This window comes from Ancylobacter tetraedralis, assembly GCF_014195655.1.
GTDB lineage: Bacteria > Pseudomonadota > Alphaproteobacteria > Rhizobiales > Xanthobacteraceae > Ancylobacter > Ancylobacter tetraedralis.
On record NZ_JACICD010000002.1, the window covers coordinates 303,032 to 321,538 of the forward strand.

General features: G+C 69.3%; 21 protein-coding genes. 12 read left to right on the forward strand and 9 right to left on the reverse strand.

The genetic code is table 11. The features are described from left to right. Positions 1–219: 219 nt before the first annotated feature. From FHS55_RS06700 to FHS55_RS06740, 9 genes are all read left to right on the forward strand, one after another. Positions 220–1,146 carry a sugar phosphate isomerase/epimerase family protein gene (locus FHS55_RS06700; RefSeq protein ID WP_183188923.1) on the forward strand — a complete coding sequence of 309 codons (927 nt, stop codon included), beginning with the start codon at positions 220–222 and terminating at the stop codon, positions 1,144–1,146. 255 nt (positions 1,147–1,401) lie between these two features. Beyond that, positions 1,402–3,297 carry a molecular chaperone DnaK gene (gene dnaK, locus FHS55_RS06705; protein WP_183188924.1) on the forward strand — a complete coding sequence of 632 codons (1,896 nt, stop codon included), beginning with the start codon at positions 1,402–1,404 and terminating at the stop codon, positions 3,295–3,297. Positions 3,298–3,550: 253 nt separating this feature from the next. After that, the gene (gene dnaJ, locus FHS55_RS06710) at positions 3,551–4,711 is read left to right on the forward strand and encodes a molecular chaperone DnaJ (RefSeq protein ID WP_183188925.1); all 1,161 of its coding nucleotides are present in this window, start codon (positions 3,551–3,553) and stop codon (positions 4,709–4,711) included. 139 nt (positions 4,712–4,850) lie between these two features. Beyond that, the gene (locus FHS55_RS06715; RefSeq protein ID WP_183188926.1) at positions 4,851–5,480 is read left to right on the forward strand and encodes a class I SAM-dependent methyltransferase; all 630 of its coding nucleotides are present in this window, start codon (positions 4,851–4,853) and stop codon (positions 5,478–5,480) included. A 123-nt stretch (positions 5,481–5,603) separates the two neighbouring features. Continuing rightward, a complete protein-coding gene (locus tag FHS55_RS06720) occupies positions 5,604–6,185 on the forward strand; it encodes an NADPH-dependent FMN reductase (RefSeq protein ID WP_183188927.1) in 582 nt (193 codons plus the stop codon). A gap of 21 nt (positions 6,186–6,206) precedes the next feature. Beyond that, complete coding sequence (gene pyrF, locus FHS55_RS06725) at positions 6,207–6,923, forward strand: orotidine-5'-phosphate decarboxylase (protein ID WP_183188928.1); 717 nt, start codon at positions 6,207–6,209, stop codon at positions 6,921–6,923. Between the two features lie 51 nt (positions 6,924–6,974). After that, complete coding sequence (locus FHS55_RS23795; RefSeq protein ID WP_343056027.1) at positions 6,975–7,601, forward strand: DUF1330 domain-containing protein; 627 nt, start codon at positions 6,975–6,977, stop codon at positions 7,599–7,601. Between the two features lie 240 nt (positions 7,602–7,841). Further along, entirely contained in the window at positions 7,842–8,096 is a 255-nt protein-coding gene (gene rpsU, locus FHS55_RS06735) for a 30S ribosomal protein S21 (RefSeq protein ID WP_183188929.1), read from the forward strand. Positions 8,097–8,307: 211 nt separating this feature from the next. Then, positions 8,308–8,799: a GNAT family N-acetyltransferase gene (locus tag FHS55_RS06740; protein WP_183188930.1), complete on the forward strand. Its 492-nt coding sequence runs from the start codon at positions 8,308–8,310 to the stop codon at positions 8,797–8,799. Between the two features lie 6 nt (positions 8,800–8,805). Here the strand turns inward: FHS55_RS06740 and FHS55_RS06745 are convergent, their stop codons facing one another. The 3 genes from FHS55_RS06745 to FHS55_RS06755 all read right to left on the reverse strand — a co-directional run bounded on the left by FHS55_RS06745 (position 8,806) and on the right by FHS55_RS06755 (position 10,233). After that, complete coding sequence (locus FHS55_RS06745) at positions 8,806–9,078, reverse strand: hypothetical protein (RefSeq protein ID WP_183188931.1); 273 nt, start codon at positions 9,076–9,078, stop codon at positions 8,806–8,808. A gap of 191 nt (positions 9,079–9,269) precedes the next feature. After that, positions 9,270–9,668 (reverse strand): TIGR02301 family protein, encoded by a 399-nt coding sequence (locus FHS55_RS06750; RefSeq protein WP_183188932.1) that lies wholly within the window; start codon positions 9,666–9,668, stop codon positions 9,270–9,272. A 43-nt stretch (positions 9,669–9,711) separates the two neighbouring features. Continuing rightward, positions 9,712–10,233 carry an NUDIX domain-containing protein gene (locus FHS55_RS06755; RefSeq protein ID WP_183188933.1) on the reverse strand — a complete coding sequence of 174 codons (522 nt, stop codon included), beginning with the start codon at positions 10,231–10,233 and terminating at the stop codon, positions 9,712–9,714. 175 nt (positions 10,234–10,408) lie between these two features. Between FHS55_RS06755 and FHS55_RS06760 the strand changes: the two genes are divergently transcribed. Next, positions 10,409–10,726 (forward strand): porin, encoded by a 318-nt coding sequence (locus FHS55_RS06760; protein ID WP_183188934.1) that lies wholly within the window; start codon positions 10,409–10,411, stop codon positions 10,724–10,726. A 67-nt stretch (positions 10,727–10,793) separates the two neighbouring features. On the opposite strand, the gene dapE is transcribed toward FHS55_RS06760, so the two are convergent. The 4 genes from dapE to argB all read right to left on the reverse strand — a co-directional run bounded on the left by dapE (position 10,794) and on the right by argB (position 14,880). Beyond that, positions 10,794–11,990, reverse strand: coding sequence for a succinyl-diaminopimelate desuccinylase (dapE, locus tag FHS55_RS06765; RefSeq protein WP_183188935.1), 1,197 nt, complete (start codon positions 11,988–11,990; stop codon positions 10,794–10,796). An 89-nt stretch (positions 11,991–12,079) separates the two neighbouring features. Continuing rightward, on the reverse strand, positions 12,080–12,922 hold the full coding sequence (dapD, locus tag FHS55_RS06770) for a 2,3,4,5-tetrahydropyridine-2,6-dicarboxylate N-succinyltransferase (RefSeq protein ID WP_183188936.1): 843 nt from the start codon (positions 12,920–12,922) through the stop codon (positions 12,080–12,082). Positions 12,923–13,034: 112 nt separating this feature from the next. Then, entirely contained in the window at positions 13,035–13,772 is a 738-nt protein-coding gene (locus FHS55_RS06775) for a pyrimidine 5'-nucleotidase (protein WP_425485789.1), read from the reverse strand. Positions 13,773–13,962: 190 nt separating this feature from the next. After that, positions 13,963–14,880, reverse strand: coding sequence for an acetylglutamate kinase (gene argB / locus FHS55_RS06780; RefSeq protein WP_183188937.1), 918 nt, complete (start codon positions 14,878–14,880; stop codon positions 13,963–13,965). 313 nt (positions 14,881–15,193) lie between these two features. Between argB and FHS55_RS06785 the strand changes: the two genes are divergently transcribed. Continuing rightward, positions 15,194–16,678 (forward strand): MATE family efflux transporter, encoded by a 1,485-nt coding sequence (locus FHS55_RS06785; RefSeq protein WP_425485798.1) that lies wholly within the window; start codon positions 15,194–15,196, stop codon positions 16,676–16,678. 7 nt (positions 16,679–16,685) lie between these two features. Here FHS55_RS06785 and FHS55_RS06790 read toward each other — a convergent pair whose 3' ends face one another. Both FHS55_RS06790 and FHS55_RS06795 read right to left on the reverse strand, forming a co-directional pair. Beyond that, entirely contained in the window at positions 16,686–17,216 is a 531-nt protein-coding gene (locus FHS55_RS06790) for a chromate transporter (RefSeq protein WP_183188939.1), read from the reverse strand. Then, positions 17,213–17,806 carry a chromate transporter gene (locus FHS55_RS06795; RefSeq protein WP_183188940.1) on the reverse strand — a complete coding sequence of 198 codons (594 nt, stop codon included), beginning with the start codon at positions 17,804–17,806 and terminating at the stop codon, positions 17,213–17,215. Before FHS55_RS06795 ends, FHS55_RS06790 begins: the two co-directional genes overlap by 4 nt. Before the next feature lie 151 nt (positions 17,807–17,957). Here FHS55_RS06795 and FHS55_RS06800 point away from each other — a divergent pair, with 151 nt between their 5' ends. Further along, complete coding sequence (locus FHS55_RS06800) at positions 17,958–18,452, forward strand: MmcB family DNA repair protein (protein WP_183188941.1); 495 nt, start codon at positions 17,958–17,960, stop codon at positions 18,450–18,452. Positions 18,453–18,507 lie beyond the last annotated feature (55 nt).

Sequence of the window (18,507 nt, forward strand, 5' to 3'; positions counted from 1 at the left end):
CATTAGGCTGATCGGACATTCACGTGTCATGTTGGCGGCGCAGGAGCGTTCCCAATGTGGCGCTCCTCTCCGCATCGGCGCGTCGCACGGCCGGTTTCCGCCCGGCACGGCCCGGCTCGACCGGCCCCGCGCTCCGCGGCCGCGATGCGGGCCCGAGAATTCGCGGCGCAGCGCCCGTTGCGCCGTCATCCACCTCGAACGATCAGGAAACACGTCAGGATGCAGATGCACATTCCGGCTTCCCCCATTCGCGCCGTCGGCTATTCCATCCGCGAGGGCAGTGCCGAGTTCGACGATCTCGGCGCCAGCCTCGACGAGGCGGAGGCGCTGGGCGTCGACGTGGTGGAACTGCCGGTCTATGCATGGCATCTCATGGTCGAGGGCCGGCTGCTGCAGGACCGGGTGAAGGACCTGCAGGCGGCGCTGGCCGGCCGCCGGCTCGGCTACACCGTGCACGGCACGCTGGCCATCAACCTGATGGACGTGGCCGAGCGCCTGCCGCGCCACGAGAAGGTGCTGGCGGCCAATATCGAGCTGACCGCCGCCCTCGGGGCACAGCATCTGGTCATGCATACCGGCGTGGTGCGCGCGCATGACGATGATGTCGAGGTCGCCTATTCGCGCCAGCGCGACGCGCTCGCCCGTGCCGGCGACCATGCCGCCTCGCTCGGCGTGACGCTGTGCGTGGAAAACATCTTCCGCTACGGTCAGGCGCGCGAGACCGCGACGCCGTCCAAGCTGGCCGGCGAGCTCGCCGCCATCGACCACCGCGCGGTGAAGGCGACGCTGGATGTGAGCCACGCCTATATACGCTGCACCGATGCGCGGATCGACCCGCTCAAGGAAATCGCCGCGCTGGCGCCCCATGTGGTGCATTTCCACCTGCATGATTCGTTCGGCCGGCCGAGCGAGTTGTGGACCTATCACCCGGCCGAGGCGGTGGCGCTGGGCGAGGGCGACCTGCATCTGCCGATCGGCTGGGGCGGCATCGACTGGGACGGGGTCGTCGCGGCCGTGCAGCCGAACGAGGGTGCCATCGCCATCCTGGAACTGGAGCCGCGCCACTGGCGCGAGCTGAACGCGCAGATTCCGGTGCTGCGGAGCCTCGCCGGCCGCTTCCGCGCGCCCGCCGTGGCGGTCGCCTGATGCCGGCGGCGGCTCGGCTCGGGGCGTGCAGGGCCGGCTGAATCCCGGCGGCACGCGCGGGCGGCCCATTTTCGCCGCGTGCACCTTCTTGCAGCGGAAACGGCCGCCCCCTATATCGGCCTCGAACGGCGTGGACAGCGCCGTACCCCATGAGTTTGGGGGCCGGTCCGGAGGGACGGGATGGCAGCGTGCCGCCCTTTTTCCTCTCCGGGTGCTTCGCGAAGGCCCGGCCGGCCTGCCAGAAGGAGAGACAGTATGTCTAAAGTCATCGGTATCGACCTCGGTACGACCAATTCCTGCGTCGCCGTCATGGAAGGCTCTTCGCCCAAGGTGATCGAGAATGCGGAGGGCGCGCGCACCACGCCGTCCATCGTCGCCTTCACCGAGGATGGCGAGCGCCTCGTCGGCCAGCCGGCCAAGCGGCAGGCCGTGACCAATCCCGAGCGCACCTTCTTCGCGGTAAAGCGCCTCATCGGCCGCCGCTATGACGACCCGATGGTCGCCAAGGACAAGGACCTCGTCCCCTACAAGATCATCAAGGCCGACAATGGCGACGCCTGGGTCGAGGCGGACGGCAAGAAATATTCGCCCTCGCAGATCTCCGCCTTCACGCTGCAGAAGATGAAGGAGACCGCGGAATCCTATCTGGGCTCGAAGGTGACGCAGGCGGTCATCACCGTCCCGGCCTATTTCAACGACGCCCAGCGCCAGGCCACCAAGGATGCCGGCCGCATTGCCGGCCTCGAAGTTCTGCGCATCATCAACGAGCCGACCGCCGCCGCGCTGGCCTATGGCCTCGACAAGAAGCAGGCCGGCACGATCGCGGTCTATGACCTCGGCGGCGGCACGTTCGACGTGTCGGTGCTGGAGATCGGCGACGGCGTGTTCGAGGTGAAGTCCACCAATGGCGACACGTTCCTCGGCGGTGAAGACTTCGACATGCGCCTCGTCAGCTATCTCGCTGACGAGTTCAAGAAGGAGCAGGGCATCGACCTGCGCAACGACAAGCTCGCCCTTCAGCGCCTGAAGGAAGCGGCCGAGAAGGCCAAGATCGAGCTGTCCTCCGCGACGCAGACCGAGATCAACCTGCCCTTCATCACCGCCGACGCCACGGGCCCGAAGCACCTGACGCTGAAGCTTACCCGCGCCAAGTTCGAGGCGCTGGTGGACGACCTGATCCAGCGCACCGTCGAGCCCTGCCGCAAGGCGCTCAAGGATGCCGGCCTCACCGCCGGGCAGATCGACGAGGTCGTGCTCGTGGGCGGCATGACCCGCATGCCCAAGGTGCAGGAAGTGGTGAAGCAGTTCTTCGGCAAGGAGCCTCACAAGGGCGTCAACCCGGATGAAGTGGTCGCCATCGGCGCCGCGATCCAGGCCGGCGTGCTGGCGGGCGACGTGAAGGACGTGCTGCTGCTCGACGTGACCCCGCTCTCGCTCGGCATCGAGACGCTGGGCGGCGTGTTCACGCGCCTGATCGACCGCAACACCACCATCCCGACCAAGAAGAGCCAGACCTTCTCCACCGCCGAGGACGGCCAGACCGCGGTGACCATCCGCGTGTTCCAGGGCGAGCGCGAAATGGCGCAGGACAACAAGATCCTGGGCCAGTTCGATCTCGTCGGCATTCCTCCCGCGCCGCGCGGCGTGCCGCAGATCGAGGTCGCCTTCGACATCGACGCCAACGGCCTCGTCAACGTCTCGGCTAAGGACAAGGGCACCGGCAAGGAGCAGCAGATCCGCATCCAGGCCTCCGGCGGCCTGTCCGACACCGACATCGACAAGATGGTGAAGGACGCCGAGGCGCATGCCGAGGAGGACAAGAAGCGTCGCGCGGTGGTGGAAGCCAAGAACCATGCCGAGGCGCTGATCCACTCCACCGAGAAGGCGCTCGGCGAGCATGGCGACAAGGTCGGCGCGCCCGAGAAGGCCGCCATCGAGACCGCGCTCACCGAGCTCAAGAGCGCGATCGAGGGTGACGACGCCGAGGCGATCGCCACCAAGACCAACACGCTGGCGCAGGCGAGCCTGAAGCTGGGCGAGGCGATGTATGCCTCCCAGTCGGGCGGCGCGGATGCCGGCGGCGCGCCGAAGGACGATGTGGTCGACGCCGAATTCACCGAGGTCGACGACGACAAGAAGAAGTCGGCCTGACGGCCTGACAGCTGAGCACCGCCCCCGGAATCCCTTCCGGGGGCGGATTTCTATCCGGCAGCCTCCGCTGCGCGGGTGGCCTGTGGCCGCTCATGTCGGGATGGATCGGGTCGACGGGCATGTCGACCGGCAAGAATCCTGCATGTCGCGGCTGCCTTGATCCGCGTGGCCGCCGCGCTGAGGCGGGGCGCCATCCGGCACGAACCGCGCGACGATCCGTCTGCCGGACACGTCCGCCTAGGTCCATTCGCACATGTCCAAGATCGACTATTACGAACTTCTCGAAGTCACCAAGACCTGCAGCGATGGCGAGCTGAAAAGCTCGTATCGCAAGCTCGCGATGAAGTGGCATCCCGACAAGAACCCCGGTAATGCCGAGGCGGAGATGCGCTTCAAGGAGATCAGCGAAGCTTACGACGTGCTCAAGGACCCGCAGAAGCGGGCGGCCTATGACCGCTTCGGCCACGCGGCCTTCGATGGCGGCATGGGCGGGGGCGGCGCGGGGGCGGGCTTCGGCAATGACTTCGCCTCCACCTTCTCGGACATTTTCGACGACCTATTCGGCATGGCCGGCAACCGGCGCGGCGGCGGCGGCGGCGGCGGCGCGGGTGGCCGCGGCGGGCGCGAGCGTGGGGCGGACCTGCGCTACAACATGGAAATCACGCTGGAGGAGGCCTTCGGCGGCAAGAACGCCACGGTGCGCCTGCCCACCTCCATCGTCTGCGAGACCTGCTCGGGCTCCGGCGCCAAGCCCGGCACCCAGCCCACCAGCTGCCGCACCTGCTCCGGCTCCGGGCGCATCCGCCAGGCGCAGGGCTTCTTCACACTGGAGCGCACCTGCCCGACCTGCCAGGGCCGGGGCCAGGTGATCGAGGATCCGTGCCCGGCCTGCGCCGGTGCGGGGCGCACCACGCGCGAGCGCACGCTCGAAGTCGCCATTCCCGCCGGCGTCGAGGACGGCACGCGCATCCGGCTCGGCAATGAGGGCGAGGCGGGGCTGCGCGGCGGCCCGCCGGGCGACCTCTACATCTTCCTGTCCATCGCGCCGCACGAGTTCTTCCAGCGCGATGGCGCGGACCTGTTCTGCCGCGCGCCGATCTCCATGGTCACGGCCGCGCTCGGCGGCTCCTTCGAGGTGCCCACCATCGACGGCGACACCACCAAGGTGAAGGTCCCCGAGGGCACCCAGTCCGGCAAGCGCTTCCGGCTGTCCGCCAAGGGCATGCCCGTGCTGCGCACCCGCACGCGCGGCGATATGTATGTGCAGGTCGTCGTGGAAACGCCGCAAAACCTGACGCGACGTCAACGTGAACTTCTGACGGAGTTCGATGCAGAATGTTCGAAGGAGACGCATCCCGAATCCAGCGGATTCTTCGCCAAGGTTAGGGATTTCTTTGCCGGCGAGGCGGAATAGGCTCATAAGGGCGTAATCGGCGCGTCATGGCAGGGGCTTAACATGTCGGGTCAAGCGCTTTAGGGTCTCTTGAGCCGTTTCGGCTCAGGGGGGGTTTCCGCAACCGCCCGTTTCAGGGGCACATCGGAATTTTCGTGGCATGATTCACCGCTCCGCCTCCCGCGCCGGCAAGACCTCCGACCCGAAATCACGCCCCGACGAGGTTCGCTTCCTGCGCTCCTGGCTGCAGAATCCGCTCCGCACCGGGGCGGTGTCGCCCTCGGGGCGGGCGCTGGCGCGGACCATGGCCAATTATGTCGATCCGGCCCAGCCCGGGCCGGTGATCGAGCTCGGACCCGGCACCGGCCCGGTGACGAGCGCGCTGCTGCGGCGCGGCGTGGCCGAGGAGCGGCTGGTGCTGATCGAGTTCAACCCCGAATTCTGCACGCTGCTGCGCGCCCGCTTCCCGCGCGCCACGGTGATCCAGGGCGATGCCTACGGCATGAAGGCGACGCTGGGAGACAGCGTCCGCGCGCCGGCCGCGGCCGTGGTGTCGAGCCTGCCGCTGTTCACCCGTCCGGTCGAGGAACGATATTCCCTGCTCGACCAGGCCTTCGAGATGTCGTGCGCGCAGGCCCCCTTCATCCAGTTCACCTACGCGGTGGTCTCGCCGATGCCGCTGCGGCCGGAGCGCTTCGACGCGCATGTCAGCCAGCGCGTGTGGGCGAACCTGCCGCCCGCGCGCGTCTGGGTCTATCGCGCGCGTGAGGCCGGGCAGGCCGCCGCCTGATACTTCGCCGCCGTGCGCCGCCGATATCCGTGCGGCCTCCGGCGCTGGCGCCGCGCGGCGTGCGCCCACATATAGGGCGGGCTGGCGGGATCCTCCGCCGGACGACTTATCGGGGAGGCGACGATGCGTCGGCCGAGAATCCTGACATTCGCCGGCTCCATCCGGACGGGCGCCTATTCGGCGGCTCTTGCCGCCCTGGCGGCCAAGGAGCTGGCGCGGCTCGACTGCGAGCCGGTGCTGATCTCGCTCGCCGACTATCCGCTGCCGATCTACGACGCCGATTTCGAGGCGTCCGACGGTGTGCCGTCTCCCGCAATGCGGCTGCGCGACCAGCTGGCGCTAGCGGACGGCGTGTTCATCGTCACGCCGGAATATAATGCCGGCCTGCCGCCGCTGCTGAAGAACGCGCTCGACTGGGCGAGCCGCGCCAAGGGCGAGGGCGATGCCTTCAAGAAGCCGGTCTATGCGATCGGTTCCACCTCGCCGGGCGGGCTCGGCGGCTACCGCGCCTCGATGATGCTGCGCCAGGTGCTGGCGCTGGGCCTCGGCGCGCTGGTGCTGGCCGAGCAGGCCATGGTGGCGGGCGCGGGAAGCGCCTTCGCCGAGAATGGCGATCTCAAGGACGAACGCGCGCAGGAGAGGTTGCGCGCACTGCTGTCTGCGCTTATCGAGCAGGCGGCGCTCAGGTCCGGCCTGCGCGCCTGAGACCAGCGGAGAACCAGCCCGATGAGCGTGCCGATAACCGACCCGAGAGACCGGCTGATCGTCGCGCTGGATCTGCCCTCGGTCGGCGCGGCCGAGAGCCTCGTGGCGCAGCTTGGCGACGCCGTCACCTTCTACAAGATCGGTTATGAGCTCGGCTTCGCGGGCGGCCTCGGCCTTGCCCGCGAGCTGATCGCCGACGGCCGCAAGGTGTTCATCGACTTCAAGCTGCACGATATCGGCAACACGGTGGCCCGCGGCATCGCCAGTCTCGCCGCGCTCGGCGCCAGCTTCGCCACGGTGCATGCCTATCCCCAGACCCTGCGGGCGGCGGTGGAGGGCCGGGGCGACAGCGCACTGCGCCTGCTCGCCGTCACGGTGCTCACCTCCTATGACGAGGCCGACCTGCGCGCGGCCGGCTACGGCGCCGGCGTCGAGGAGACGGTCGCCCGCCGGGTGGTGCAGGCGCGCGAGGCCGGCATAGACGGCATCGTCTGCGCGCCCACCGATGCGACGCGGGTGCGCACGCTGCTCGGGCCCGACCGCGCCATCGTCACCCCCGGCGTGCGCCCGGAAGGCGCGGCGACGGGCGACCAGAAGCGCGTCGCCACCCCCTTTGCCGCCATCCGCGCCGGTGCCGACCATCTCGTGGTCGGCCGGCCGATCGTCGCTGCGCCCGACCCGGCTGCGGCGGCGCGCGCGGTGCAGGCCGAAATCGCCGCCGCGCTGGCGGCTTCCTGAGACATTTGCGACGCGACGTTTCGCCAGCAAGACGTTTTGCCAGAAGGATCGATGACGATGGCCAAGGCCTACTGGATCAGCCGGATCGATGTGCGCGACCCCGAGCGCTACAAGCTCTATGTGCCGGGCGCGGATGAGGCCATCGCCGCCTTTGGCGGCCGCTTCCTGGTGCGCGGCGGCGCCTTCGAGGTGCTGGAAGGCACGGCCCGGGCCCGCAACGTCGTGGTCGAGTTCAAGGATTACGAGACCGCGCTCGCCTGCTTCCATTCGCCGGTCTATCAGGCCGCCTATGCCCACCGCTCCGCCTCGGCGGAGGATGAGCACCTGATCATCGAGGGCTATACCGGCGACCAGCCGGCCGCCAGCGTCATCCCCGGCCCGGCCGAGGGCCCCGGTACGGCCTATTGGGTGATGCGCATCGACGTGCACGACCCCGAGACCTACAAGTCCTATGTGGCGGCGGACGCCATCGCGGTGGAGACCTACAAGGGCTGGTTCCTGGTGCGCGGCGGCCGGCATGAGGCGGTGCACGGGCCGGCGCGCTCGCGCAACGTGGTGCTGGCGTTCAAGGATTACGAGACCGCGCTCGCCGCCTACCGCTCGCCGGAATATCAGGCGGCGCTGGCCTTCCGCCTGAAGGCGGCCGAGGCCGAGGTGATCGCCATTCACGGCGTGTGAGCGCCACCTCGGGAATTTCGGCCTCGAAAGCCCTGCTCCGAAAAGCCCTGCGGGTTGAATCGATTGGCTCGGGCGGTGTTTGTCTGGCATGCCAGTTTGGGCTGTGGACAAGCCTTGGGGCGTCTGCTATGAGCCCACACCTTGATCGGTGGAACGTGGCCTTGCGCCCTGCGTGAGACGCTCGCCCGATCTGAGCGAATTCAACGCAGACGCGACAGCAGAGCACGAAGAGGAAGACACGTGCAGGTTCTCGTTCGGGACAACAATGTCGATCAGGCCCTGAAGGCCCTGAAGAAGAAGATGCAGCGCGAAGGCATTTTCCGCGAGATGAAGCTGCGCGGCCATTACGAGAAGCCGTCCGAGAAGCGCGCCCGCGAGGAGGCCGAGGCTGTCCGTCGCGCCCGCAAGCTGGCTCGCAAGCGCGCTCAGCGTGAAGGCCTGCTGCCGTCCAAGCCGAAGGTCGTTGCCGGCGCCGGCGCGGGCGCCCATCGCTGAGGCATGCGCGGCCTGCGCGATGGTGCGGGCCTCGGCTGGATCGATACGGCACAAAGCATGATGAAAGCGCGGTGACGGATGTCGCCGCGCTTTTTGTCGTCTGGAACATCAGGTTGAATCCCGGTCTACCCGCGGCACCCGTGCCCGCCGCGTCGTCGCGCAGGCTGCGGCGGGGGCTTCTGCAACACCATGGATGCCAGCGTCCCGCACCATGATCGCGGATACCGATCACAACCCCGTCGCCATTGACGACCTGCGGCTCGTGCCCGGCTTCGCGCCGATCGTCGCCGATCGCGTGTGGCGAGCATGGTGGCAAGAGGCCGGCAAGCCGCTGGCCGCGCTGCGCGCCCGGCTCGATGAGAGCCTCGGTCCGGCGACGGCGGCGATCCCCTCAAGTTTCGTGGCGCATCGAGGCGCGGAATTCCTCGGCACGGTGGCGCTGATCGAGAGCGACATGGAGGATCGGCCGGCCCTGACGCCTTGGCTCGCGGCGCTCTGGGTGGAGCCGGCAGCGCGGGGACGGGGGACCGGTGCGGCGCTGGTTCGCCATGCCGCTCGGGCCGCCTTCGCGGCCGGTCACGCGCGGCTCCACCTCTGCGCCACGGCGCAGAACGCGCCCTATTATCACCGTCTCGGCTGGAGCCGTATCGAGGCCGATATTGACGGCCTCGACATTTTCATCCGTGAACGTGTGGCCGGGTGAGGCGCCTTACTGCCGGTTTTCCGGGATCGTGTATTCGCCGGCGCGAATCCGGCCGGCCAGACGTTCGGCGAAATCGGCAGCGGCATCCTCGCCATAGGTGGCGACCATCGAACGTATGGCGGTGAACAGGGCCGCCTGCGCGAGGCAATCCTCGTCGAGCCCGTCATAGACCGCCTCGTTCCACGCTTCATCGAGATAGGCCAGCGCCGCGTGGCGCTCGTCTTCATGCGCCTTGTCAGCCCTGTCGTCGATGTCGTGCGTCTCGGGAAGCTGGGACAATATCTTTCCTCCGCGTGCGAGCAACGCACCCCAATGGGCACACTAGCACGCCGCGCCGGAGCTTCCGCGCAAGAATTGAAGGAAGGTTAATTCGGTGCGACAAAAATGTGACACGTGCTGGAATACCGATGTCGGCGCAAGCCCTTTGCCATGGGCGAGAAATCGACTCCGGGCGGGCCGGCTCGACGCGCTCAGTTGCTGCCGTAGCGCGCTGCAATGTCGCGGGAGAGCTTGGCGCCGGTCTCGAGATAACGCTGGCTGGCGAGTTCCGCGGAGGGCGTGCAGCTGTGATAAACCTGCCGATAGCTGTCATAACCGCGGTTGAAGGCGGCGACAAGCTGGCCGCGCCGCGTGTCCGAGGGCTGTTCCGCCTCGATCAGCGCCGTCATCTCGTCGCGCCAGCGGGTGCCTTCGGTAGCGCCACAAAGCGGGCGGATATAGTGCAGCGCGCCGAGGATTTCCGCCAGACGCGTCAGTTCCGGCTCATAGGGCGGCGGCGCGCCCTCGCTCGCCTGGCCGAGCGCCGGCACGAGGCTGAGGCCGAGCAGCAGCGCGGAGGATAGCGCCAGGAGGGGGGCGGGTCTGTTCATGAGGGATGGGATGAGCCCCGCCCGCGCCGGCGTCAAGATCGCCTCACGCCTGCCTGGTCACATCGTCGGCCACGTCGCCGGCCACGTCGTCGGGAACTTGGCCGGGAACTTGGCCGGCAACTTGGCCCGGCCCATGGCGGGTGGCCTGCACGATGAGCGCCGCCGTCGCAACGATGCCGGGCAGTCCCTCCGTCGTGCCGTCCGGCAGTGCGGTGGGTTCGAACCAGCCGATTTCGGCGGCTTCCGGCCCGGTCGTGGGCTCGCCGCCGCGCCAGCGCGCCGCATGGGCCACCACCACGAAATGCGCACTCACCTCGCCCTGCGCGTCGCGCAGGATGACGTCGACCGCCCCGGCCACGCCGAGAATCTCCGCCGCGACACCGACTTCTTCCATGAGCTCGCGCTCGGCGGCGGCGGCCAGCGTCTCGCCCGGCTCCACCCGCCCGCCGGGCAGGGTCCACAAGCCCTGCGCCGGGCGCGCGCCGCGGCGGGCCAGCAGCACGCGGCCCTCGTGGAACACGGCCGCGCTGGTGGCGAGAACCGGCCGCTCAAGCGTGGGGAGCATGATGGCATCCAAGGGTTTCGACGAATCGACCCCATGCTAGAGCACGCGCCGATCGGATTGCAGCGCAATCGGATCGGCTCGGGTTCCCTTGCCCCGATCGGGCCGCAATCGCGCGCGAGATTCCATTGCCGCTCCCCAAGCGCGGCCGCGCGGGGACAGGAACAGGGGCGAGGCCATGATGGGCGCGGGACGTGGGCGGGTTCTCGTCGGAGCGATCGGCGCGGCGGTCCTTGGGCTCGCGGCGCCTTTGTTCCTGGCGCCGGCCCAGGCCGGCATGGTAAAGAGCCCGGCCGCCGCCGTGGCGGAGGACCCGGCCAACGGCACGGCCAAGGTGGACCCGTTCTGCGCCAGCTATGGCGCCGGTTTCGCGCGGCTGTCGGGCACGTCGACCTGCGTGAAGATCAGCGGCAACCTGCAGGCCGACGGTTACAACCAGTCTTCTTCGGGCGGCGCCGGTGTCGGGGCCTTGCAGCCGGCCCTGCGCAGCCAGTAACGCTGCAAGTCTTTGTTTTAATGTGTTTTCTTCACGCGAACCGGAATCCGCTTCGCTCGAAAACGCCCTAGCGCCCGAAGGCGGCGAAATAGCGCGCGACGATGTCGGCATAGACGCGCTTGAGTGCCGCGACCTCGTCGATCGGCGTCGATTCGTCGACCGCATGCATCGTGGTGCCGACCAGGCCGAACTCGACCACCGGGCAGTAATCCTTGATGAAGCGGGCATCCGACGTGCCGCCCGTGGTCGACAGTTCCGGCCGCCGGCCCAGCGTCGCCGCGATCGATTCGACCACGAGGTCGACGAAGCTGCCCGGCGCGGTGAGGAAACTGTCGGACGAGCGCGGCTCGAAGGCGAGGCTGAAATGCACCATGTTGCCGGCGGCGCTGGCCAGCCGGCGTTCGATCTCCGCCTTCAGCGTCACCGGATTCCACAATTCGTTGAAGCGGATGTTGAAGCGGGCGACCGCCTCGGCGGGAATGACGTTGAACGCCGCATTGCCCACGTCGACCGACACGACTTCGAGGTTCGAGGCCTGGAAATGCGCGCTGCCGCCATCCAGCGGGGCGCCGTCGAGCCCCGCCAGCAGGCGCACCATGCCGGGGATCGGGTTTTCGGCGAGGTGGGGATAGCCGACATGGCCCTGCTTGCCATGCACGGTGAGCGTGGCCGAGAGCGAGCCGCGCCGGCCGATCTTCACCATGTCGCCGAGCGCGGCGCGGCTGGTCGGCTCGCCCAGCACGCAATGGTCGATGCGCTCGTCGCGGTCGGCCAGCCAGCGCAGCAGCTTCTCGGTGCCATTGATGGCCGGGCCTTCCTCGTCGCCGGTGAGGAGGAAGGAGATGGAGCCCGGCAGGCTCTCGCTGTCGCCATCATGACCATGGGCGGCCGCGACATCGAGACCGGCGGCGATGAAGGCGCTCACGCCGCCCTTCATGTCGACCGCGCCGCGCCCGTAGATGAGCCCGTCCTGGATCGCCCCTTCGAAGGGCGGGAAGCGCCATTGCGCGGCATCGCCGGGCGGTACCACGTCGGTATGGCCGGCGAAGCAGAGATTGGGGCCCTTGCTGCCGAAGCGGGCGTAGAGGTTCTCCACATCCGGCGTGTCCGGGCCGGTGAGCCGTACCCGGTGAGTGGTGAAGCCGGCATTGGACAGCAGCGCGTCGAGATAGGCGAGCGCGCCGCCCTCCTCGGGCGTCACCGAGGGGCAGCGGATGAGATTGCGCAGGATCTCGACCGGATCAGTCACCTTCGCCTCGGCCATCGGTCCCTCCTTCAGCGGTATTGTACCAGCGCGTCTGCCAGCTTGCGCGGCCTTTGGGTCGCCATCGCGGCGGGCGAGCCGCGTCGCGATCAGTCCCGCAGCAGGTCGTTGATCGAGGTCTTGGAGCGGGTCTGCTCATCGACGCGCTTGACGATGACGGCGCAGTAGAGCGAGGGGCCGGGCTCCCCGTTCGGCAGCGTCTTACCGGGCAGCGCGCCGGGCACCACGACGGAATAGGCCGGCACCTCGCCGATGAAGATCTCGCCGGTGGCGCGATCGACGATCTTGGTGGTGGCGGAGATGAACACGCCCATCGAGAGCACCGAGCCGCGGCGGACGATGACGCCTTCCACCACTTCCGAGCGGGCGCCGATGAAGCAGTCATCCTCGATGATGACCGGGCCGGCCTGCAGGGGCTCCAGCACGCCGCCAATGCCGACGCCGCCGGACAGGTGCACGTTCCGGCCGATCTGCGCGCAGGAGCCGACCGTCGCCCACGTATCCACCATGCTGCCGGCATCGACGCGGGCGCCGAGATTGACGAAGGAGGGCATGAGCACGACGTTCGGCGCGATGAAGGCCGAGCGGCGCACGATGGCGCCCGGCACGGCGCGGAAGCCGGCCGCGCGGAACTCGCTCTCGCCCCAGCCCTCGAACTTGGAGGGCACCTTGTCCCACCAGTGGGCGCCGCCCGGCGCGCCGGGAATGGCGGTCATGTCGTTGAGGCGGAAAGAGAGCAGCACCGCCTTCTTGAGCCACTGGTTGACGCTCCAGTCGCCATTGGCGCCGGGCTCGGCGACGCGCAGCGTGCCGGCATCGAGCAGGCCGAGCGCCTCGTTCACCGCGTGACGGATCGCGCCGCCGGTCTCGAAATTGACCTCGGCCCGGTTCTCGAAGGCGTTCTCGATGGTGCTCTGAAGCTGGCTCGACATGACACTCTCCCGCTGTTCGGCGCGTCTTGTCCGGTTGCCGGGCGGTTCTGTCAACGGCTGAGTGGCGGGGGCGGAGTGGCGGGCGGCCCCCGGCCGGGGAGCCCGCCGCCGCTCAGCCGGCGCGCAGGCCGGCGAGGAAGGCCGCGAGGTCGTCCGTCACCACGTCGATATGCGCGCTGTCGAAGCCCTCATTCTCCCACGCCTCACGGTCGGCGGGGGCGGCGGCCTGAAGCGGGGGCACGACCAGCACGGTGCGCATGCCGAGTTGCGCAGGCACTTCGAGGTTGCGGGCGAGGTCCTCGAACATCGCCGCGCGGCCGGGATCGACGTCGAAGCGCGCGAGGAAGCCGCGATAGGCGGCCTCCTGCGGCTTGGGATGGAATTCGGCGGCCACGATGTCGTGCACGTCGGCGAAATGCTCGGTGATGCCGAGCTTGTCCAGCACCTGCTCGGCATGGCGGCGCGAGCCATTGGTGTAGATCAGCTTGCGGCCGGGCAGCGCGCCGATCGCCGCGCCGAGCGCGGGGGCCGGATCGAGCGAGGCGAGGTCGATGGCGTGGGCATTGGCCAGGAACGGGTCCGGGTCCATGCCGTGCTCGATCATCAGCCCGCGCAGCGAGGTGCCATATTTGCGGTAATAGCTCTTCTGCAGCGCGAAGGCGTCGTCCAGCGACAGGCCGAGATACTCGGCGATGTAGCTGCGCATGCGCATGTCGATCTGCCGCCAGAGATCGAGGCCCGGCGGGTAGAGCGTGTTGTCGAGGTCGAACACCCAGGTGTCGACATGGGCGAAAGCGACCGGCGAGGCCTTCGCGGGCGAGGAATCGGTGGAGAGGAGCGACATCGTCATGGCTCCATCCATAGATCAGACCGGGCGATGGGGCGAGAGGCAAGCGGCACGCGGGGGCGACTAGATCTCTCCCCATGGAGGAGAGGTCGGCGCGCAGCGCCGGGTGAGGGGCTCGTGCTCCAGGACCGGGAACCGCGCCCCCCTCGCCCCACCCCCTCTCCCCGACGGGGAGAGGGAGGAGGTCAGGGCCTCACCGGGTGATCAGCGTGCCGGCGCCGTGATCGGTGAACAGTTCCAGCAGCACCGAATGCGACACCTTGCCGTCGAGGATGACGACCCCTTCCACGCCCTGCTCCAGCGCGTAGATGCAGGTCTCCACTTTCGGGATCATGCCGCCCGAGATGGTGCCGTCGGCGATCAGCGCGCGCGCTTCGCCGATGGTGAGCTCCTTGATCAGCTCCTTGTTGCGGTCGAGCACGCCGGGCACGTCGGTCAGCAGCAACAGCCGCTTGGCACCCAGCGCGCCGGCGATGGCGCCGGCGAAGGTGTCGGCATTCACGTTGAACGTGCCGCCATCCTTGCCGGTGGCGACCGGGGCCAGCACCGGGATCAGCTCGCGGCCGAGGATCTGGTCGAGCACGGTGGTGTCGACGCTGGAGGGCTCGCCGACGAAGCCCAGATCGATCTCCTGCTCGATATCGGAGCCGGGATCGCGCACGGAGCGCGTGACCTTGGAGGCAACCACCATGTTGCCGTCCTTGCCGGACAGCCCCAGCGCCTTGCCGCCCGCCTCGTTGATGAAGCCCACCAGCGACTTGTTGATGGAGCCGGCCAGCACCATCTCGACGATCTCGACGGTGGCCTTGTCGGTGATGCGCAGACCGGCGGCGAATTCCGACTTGATGCCGAGCTTGGCCAGCATGGCGCCGATCTGCGGCCCGCCGCCATGCACCACGACCGGGTTCACGCCGGACTGTTCGAGCAGCACGATGTCCTGCGCGAAGTCCCGCGCCACCTGCTCGTCGCCCATGGCGTGGCCGCCATATTTCACCACGATGATGGCGTCGTCATAGCGCTGCATGTGCGGCAGCGCCTGCACCAGCACGCGGGCCTTGGCGTGGTCGTCGATGGGTTCGGCGCTGATGGGGGCGCTGATGTCGGCGCTCATGGCGGTTCCGTCTCGCGGCTTGGCGGCGCCGGGCATCCGGAAGGGGGTCCGGCGTCCGGTAGCCCGGTTGAAAGCGTGCCCTTCTAGCCGATTTCGATGACGCTTCTCAATCATTCCGGAGCCGGCTGGATCATTGCGGATGGCGGGGGTATCCGGGTCAGGCCCCCCCGCTGTCCGCCCCCGGCCGTCCTTCTCCGGCGGTCCTCGCCGCGCGCACCGCCGCGCCATTGGCGGCGCGCGCGCAAACGCACTGTTGCGCGAGCCCGCCTATCTGGAAGCGCGGGCGCCATGGCATATGTCAGCCATCATGAGCATGCCCGACCCTGTCGATCCCGCCGCTGCCCCGCTTGCCGCCCCCTCGCCGGGGCGCCCGTTCAAGGCCCGCTTCGTCGAGGGCTCGACGCTGCGCCATGTCGCGGTCATGACGGCGACCGGCTCCATCGGCCTCGTCGCGGTGTTCCTCGTCGACCTGCTGAACCTGTTCTACATCTCGCTGCTCGGCGAGGAGGAACTGGCGGCGGCGATCGGCTATGCCGGCACGGTGATGTTCTTCACCACCTCGGTCGCCATCGGGGTGATGATCGCCGGCTCGGCGCTGGTCTCGCGCGCGGTCGGCAGCGGCGCGCCGGAGGACGGGCGCCGGCTCTCCACCTCCTCCTTCGTCTACATGGCGCTGGTGACGACGCTTCTGGCGGCGGTGATGCTGCCGCTGGTCAGCCCGCTGCTGACCCTGCTCGGCGCGAGCGGGCGCACGCAGGAACTGGCGCGCGGCTTCCTGTTCATCGTGCTGCCTTCGACGCCGCTGCTCGGCATCGGCATGGCCGCCTCCGGCACGCTGCGCGCGGTGGGCGATGCCCGGCGCGCCATGTGGGTGACGCTGTCGGGCGGGCTCGCCACCGCCGTGCTCGATCCGCTGCTCATTCTCGGCCTTGGCTTCGGCGTCGAGGGCGCCGCCATCGCCTCGGTGATCGCGCGCCTGGTGATGGCGGCTTACGGCCTTTACGCCGTGGTGCGGGTGCACAAGCTGGCCTCCGTGCCGAGCGTGGCGCATTTCCTGCGCGACGTCGCGCCGCTATCGGCCATCGCCGTGCCGGCCATCCTCACCAACATCGCCACCCCGGTCGGCAATGCCTACATCACCCACGCGCTCGCCGCGCATGGCGATGCGGCGGTGGCGGCCTGGGCGGTGATCGGCCGGGTGATCCCGGTCGCGTTCGGGCCGATCTTCGCCCTGACGGGGGCCATCGGCCCGGTGATCGGCCAGAATGTCGGCGCGCTGCGCTATGACAGGGTTCGCCAGACGGTGCGCGACAGCCTGAAGCTGATCCTCATCTATGTCGCCTTCGTCTGGCTGTTGCTGGCGCTGGCGCGCCACCCGCTCGCCTCGGTGTTCGGCCTGTCGGCCGAGGGTGTCGGGCTGGTCGAGTTCTTCTGCCTCTACGCGGCGGGCAGCTTCGTGTTCATCGGCACGCTGTTCGTCGCCAATGCCGCCTTCAACAATCTCGGCGCGCCGCTGCTCTCCACCCTGTTCAACTGGGGGCGGGCGACGCTCGGCACCGTGCCCTTCGTCTGGGCCGGCGGGCACTGGTTCGGGGCGACGGGTGTTCTCGCCGGGCAGGCGGTGGGCTCGGTCGCCTTCGGCATCGCGGCGCTGGTCTGCGCCTTCGCGGTGGTCGGCCGGCTTCATGCCGGCCTGCCGCCGCGTCCCGCCGCGGCACCGCTGGCCGGCGCGCAATTGCCGCCCTTCTCGCGCGGCGAGGATGCGACCGCCATCGAGACCGCGTCGCCGCGCGATTGAGTCGGCCTCAGATGAGGCCCAGCGCGCCGAGCCCGGCACCGAGTGCCATCATCCAGAGCGGGCTGATACGGGTGAGGTAGAGCACGATCGCCGTCGCGGCGGTGAACAATGCAGTCGGCACCGAGCGGGCGGCGCCCTGCGCCAGCACGACGCCCGAGGCGGCGATGAGGCCGATGGCCAGCGGCACCAGCGCGCCCTGCACCACCCGGCGCCAGCGCGCCTCGCGGAAGCGGTGCCAGAGGCCGCCGACGACATAGGCCAGCACGCAGGTCGGCCCGCACATGGCGAGCGTCGCCGCCAGCGCCCCCCAGGCGCCAGCGACCTGCCAGCCGATCAGCGTCACCACCAGCATGTTGGGGCCGGGCGCCGCCTGCGCGATGGCGAAGGTGCGGGCGAACTCGGCATTGCTCATCCAGCCCGCCACCTCCACCACCTGCCGGTGCATTTCCGGCAGCACCGCATTGGCGCCGCCGACCGCGAGCAGCGAGATCAGCAGGAAATGCAGCACCAGCGCGGTGATGGGGCTGTCGTCGCTCATCGCCGGTGTGCCCACCACGAGAGCGCCAGCGCCGCCGGCAGCAGCACGGCCATCACCTGCGCCAGCGGCAGGCTCACGAGCGTCATCGCCAGAAAGGCGGCGATGGCGATGGCGCTGCTGTGCAGCCGCGGGTGCCGCCAGAGCGGCTCGGCCATGCGCGCGGCCATGGCGATGACGAGGCCGGCCGCCGCCGCCGCGAGGCCCGCCAGCATGCTCGATACCGCACCGATATCGCCGTAGCGGGTGAACACGACGCTCACCAGCACCACGCCGACCGCCGGCACCAGGGTGAGCCCGAGAAAGGCGGCGAGCGCGCCGAGCGGGCCCTGGAAGCGGCCGCCGACCACCACGGCGAGATTGACGATGTTCGGCCCGGGAAGAAACTGCGCGAGCCCGATCAACTCGGTGAATTCCTCGGGCGTCACCCAGCGATAGCGCTCCACCAGCGCACGACGGGCGATGGGCAGCACGCCACCGAACGCGACCACCGTGACCGACAGGAAGCCGAGGAACAGTTGCGCCAGGCCCGGCGGCGGGTGGGGGGCAGCCCTGCTGTCGGCGGGGACGGGGTCGGTGGGGGAAGCGGCCATGGCAGGGATACCGGCGGGGTCGCCCCGCCTATAGACCAATCGCGCGCGCCCGGTAAGGCGTCGCCGTTCGGCCCGGCCACGCCGCTCTTCCCATCCCGCCACGGGAACGGATAGAGTACGCTTCCCGTGTGAAGCCCGGATCGCGCCCGCCTTGTCCGAATCCGCTGTCGCCCTCAGCTCCCTTGCGGTGCCCCTCGACGGACGCCAGTCCGAGACGGCCCGTGCCATCCAGCGCGGCGCGCTGCGCTATCTCGCGGCGCGCGGGCTGATGGGCGTGCCGGAATTCGGGCTCGCCTCGGGCCGGCGCGCGGATATCGCGGCGGTGGACGGGCGCGGCGAGGTGTGGGTGATCGAGATCAAGTCCTCGGTCGTCGACTTCCGCACCGACCGCAAATGGGCCGATTATCGCCTCTCTTGCGACCGGCTGTTCTTCGCGGTGTCTCCCGATTTTCCGCTTCACATCCTGCCCGATGACGTCGGCGTGCTGGTGGCCGACCCGTTCGGCGCCGGGCTCATCCGCGAGGCGCCGCGCCACCCGCTGCCGGGCGCGACGCGCAAGGCGCTGACGCTGCGCCTCGCGCGCACGGCGGCGGGCCGGCTGATGGGGCTGATGGACCCCGAGGCGATGCGCGGCATCGAGCTGTGACGCGCTTTCCGGCCGCATGGTCGCTTTCCCGCGTCGGAAGGTGCCCACCTGTCAA

Excerpts from the sequence above, each read along its gene's own strand:
- FHS55_RS06790 (WP_183188939.1), bottom strand. The coding sequence starts at position 17,216 with ATGAGCGACGACAGCCCCATCACCGCGCTGGTGCTGCATTTCCTGCTG.
- FHS55_RS06720 (WP_183188927.1), top strand. The coding sequence starts at position 5,604 with ATGCGTCGGCCGAGAATCCTGACATTCGCCGGCTCCATCCGGACGGGC.
- dapD (WP_183188936.1), bottom strand. The coding sequence starts at position 12,922 with ATGTCGAGCCAGCTTCAGAGCACCATCGAGAACGCCTTCGAGAACCGG.
- FHS55_RS06785 (WP_425485798.1), top strand. The coding sequence starts at position 15,194 with ATGCCCGACCCTGTCGATCCCGCCGCTGCCCCGCTTGCCGCCCCCTCG.
- FHS55_RS23795 (WP_343056027.1), top strand. The coding sequence starts at position 6,975 with ATGACGATGGCCAAGGCCTACTGGATCAGCCGGATCGATGTGCGCGAC.
- FHS55_RS06795 (WP_183188940.1), bottom strand. The coding sequence starts at position 17,806 with ATGGCCGCTTCCCCCACCGACCCCGTCCCCGCCGACAGCAGGGCTGCC.
- FHS55_RS06715 (WP_183188926.1), top strand. The coding sequence starts at position 4,851 with ATGATTCACCGCTCCGCCTCCCGCGCCGGCAAGACCTCCGACCCGAAA.
- FHS55_RS06750 (WP_183188932.1), bottom strand. The coding sequence starts at position 9,668 with ATGAACAGACCCGCCCCCCTCCTGGCGCTATCCTCCGCGCTGCTGCTC.
- argB (WP_183188937.1), bottom strand. The coding sequence starts at position 14,880 with ATGAGCGCCGACATCAGCGCCCCCATCAGCGCCGAACCCATCGACGAC.
- dapE (WP_183188935.1), bottom strand. The coding sequence starts at position 11,990 with ATGGCCGAGGCGAAGGTGACTGATCCGGTCGAGATCCTGCGCAATCTC.
- pyrF (WP_183188928.1), top strand. The coding sequence starts at position 6,207 with ATGAGCGTGCCGATAACCGACCCGAGAGACCGGCTGATCGTCGCGCTG.
- FHS55_RS06700 (WP_183188923.1), top strand. The coding sequence starts at position 220 with ATGCAGATGCACATTCCGGCTTCCCCCATTCGCGCCGTCGGCTATTCC.
- dnaK (WP_183188924.1), top strand. The coding sequence starts at position 1,402 with ATGTCTAAAGTCATCGGTATCGACCTCGGTACGACCAATTCCTGCGTC.
- FHS55_RS06760 (WP_183188934.1), top strand. The coding sequence starts at position 10,409 with ATGATGGGCGCGGGACGTGGGCGGGTTCTCGTCGGAGCGATCGGCGCG.
- FHS55_RS06775 (WP_425485789.1), bottom strand. The coding sequence starts at position 13,772 with ATGACGATGTCGCTCCTCTCCACCGATTCCTCGCCCGCGAAGGCCTCG.
- FHS55_RS06740 (WP_183188930.1), top strand. The coding sequence starts at position 8,308 with ATGATCGCGGATACCGATCACAACCCCGTCGCCATTGACGACCTGCGG.
- FHS55_RS06755 (WP_183188933.1), bottom strand. The coding sequence starts at position 10,233 with ATGCTCCCCACGCTTGAGCGGCCGGTTCTCGCCACCAGCGCGGCCGTG.
- dnaJ (WP_183188925.1), top strand. The coding sequence starts at position 3,551 with ATGTCCAAGATCGACTATTACGAACTTCTCGAAGTCACCAAGACCTGC.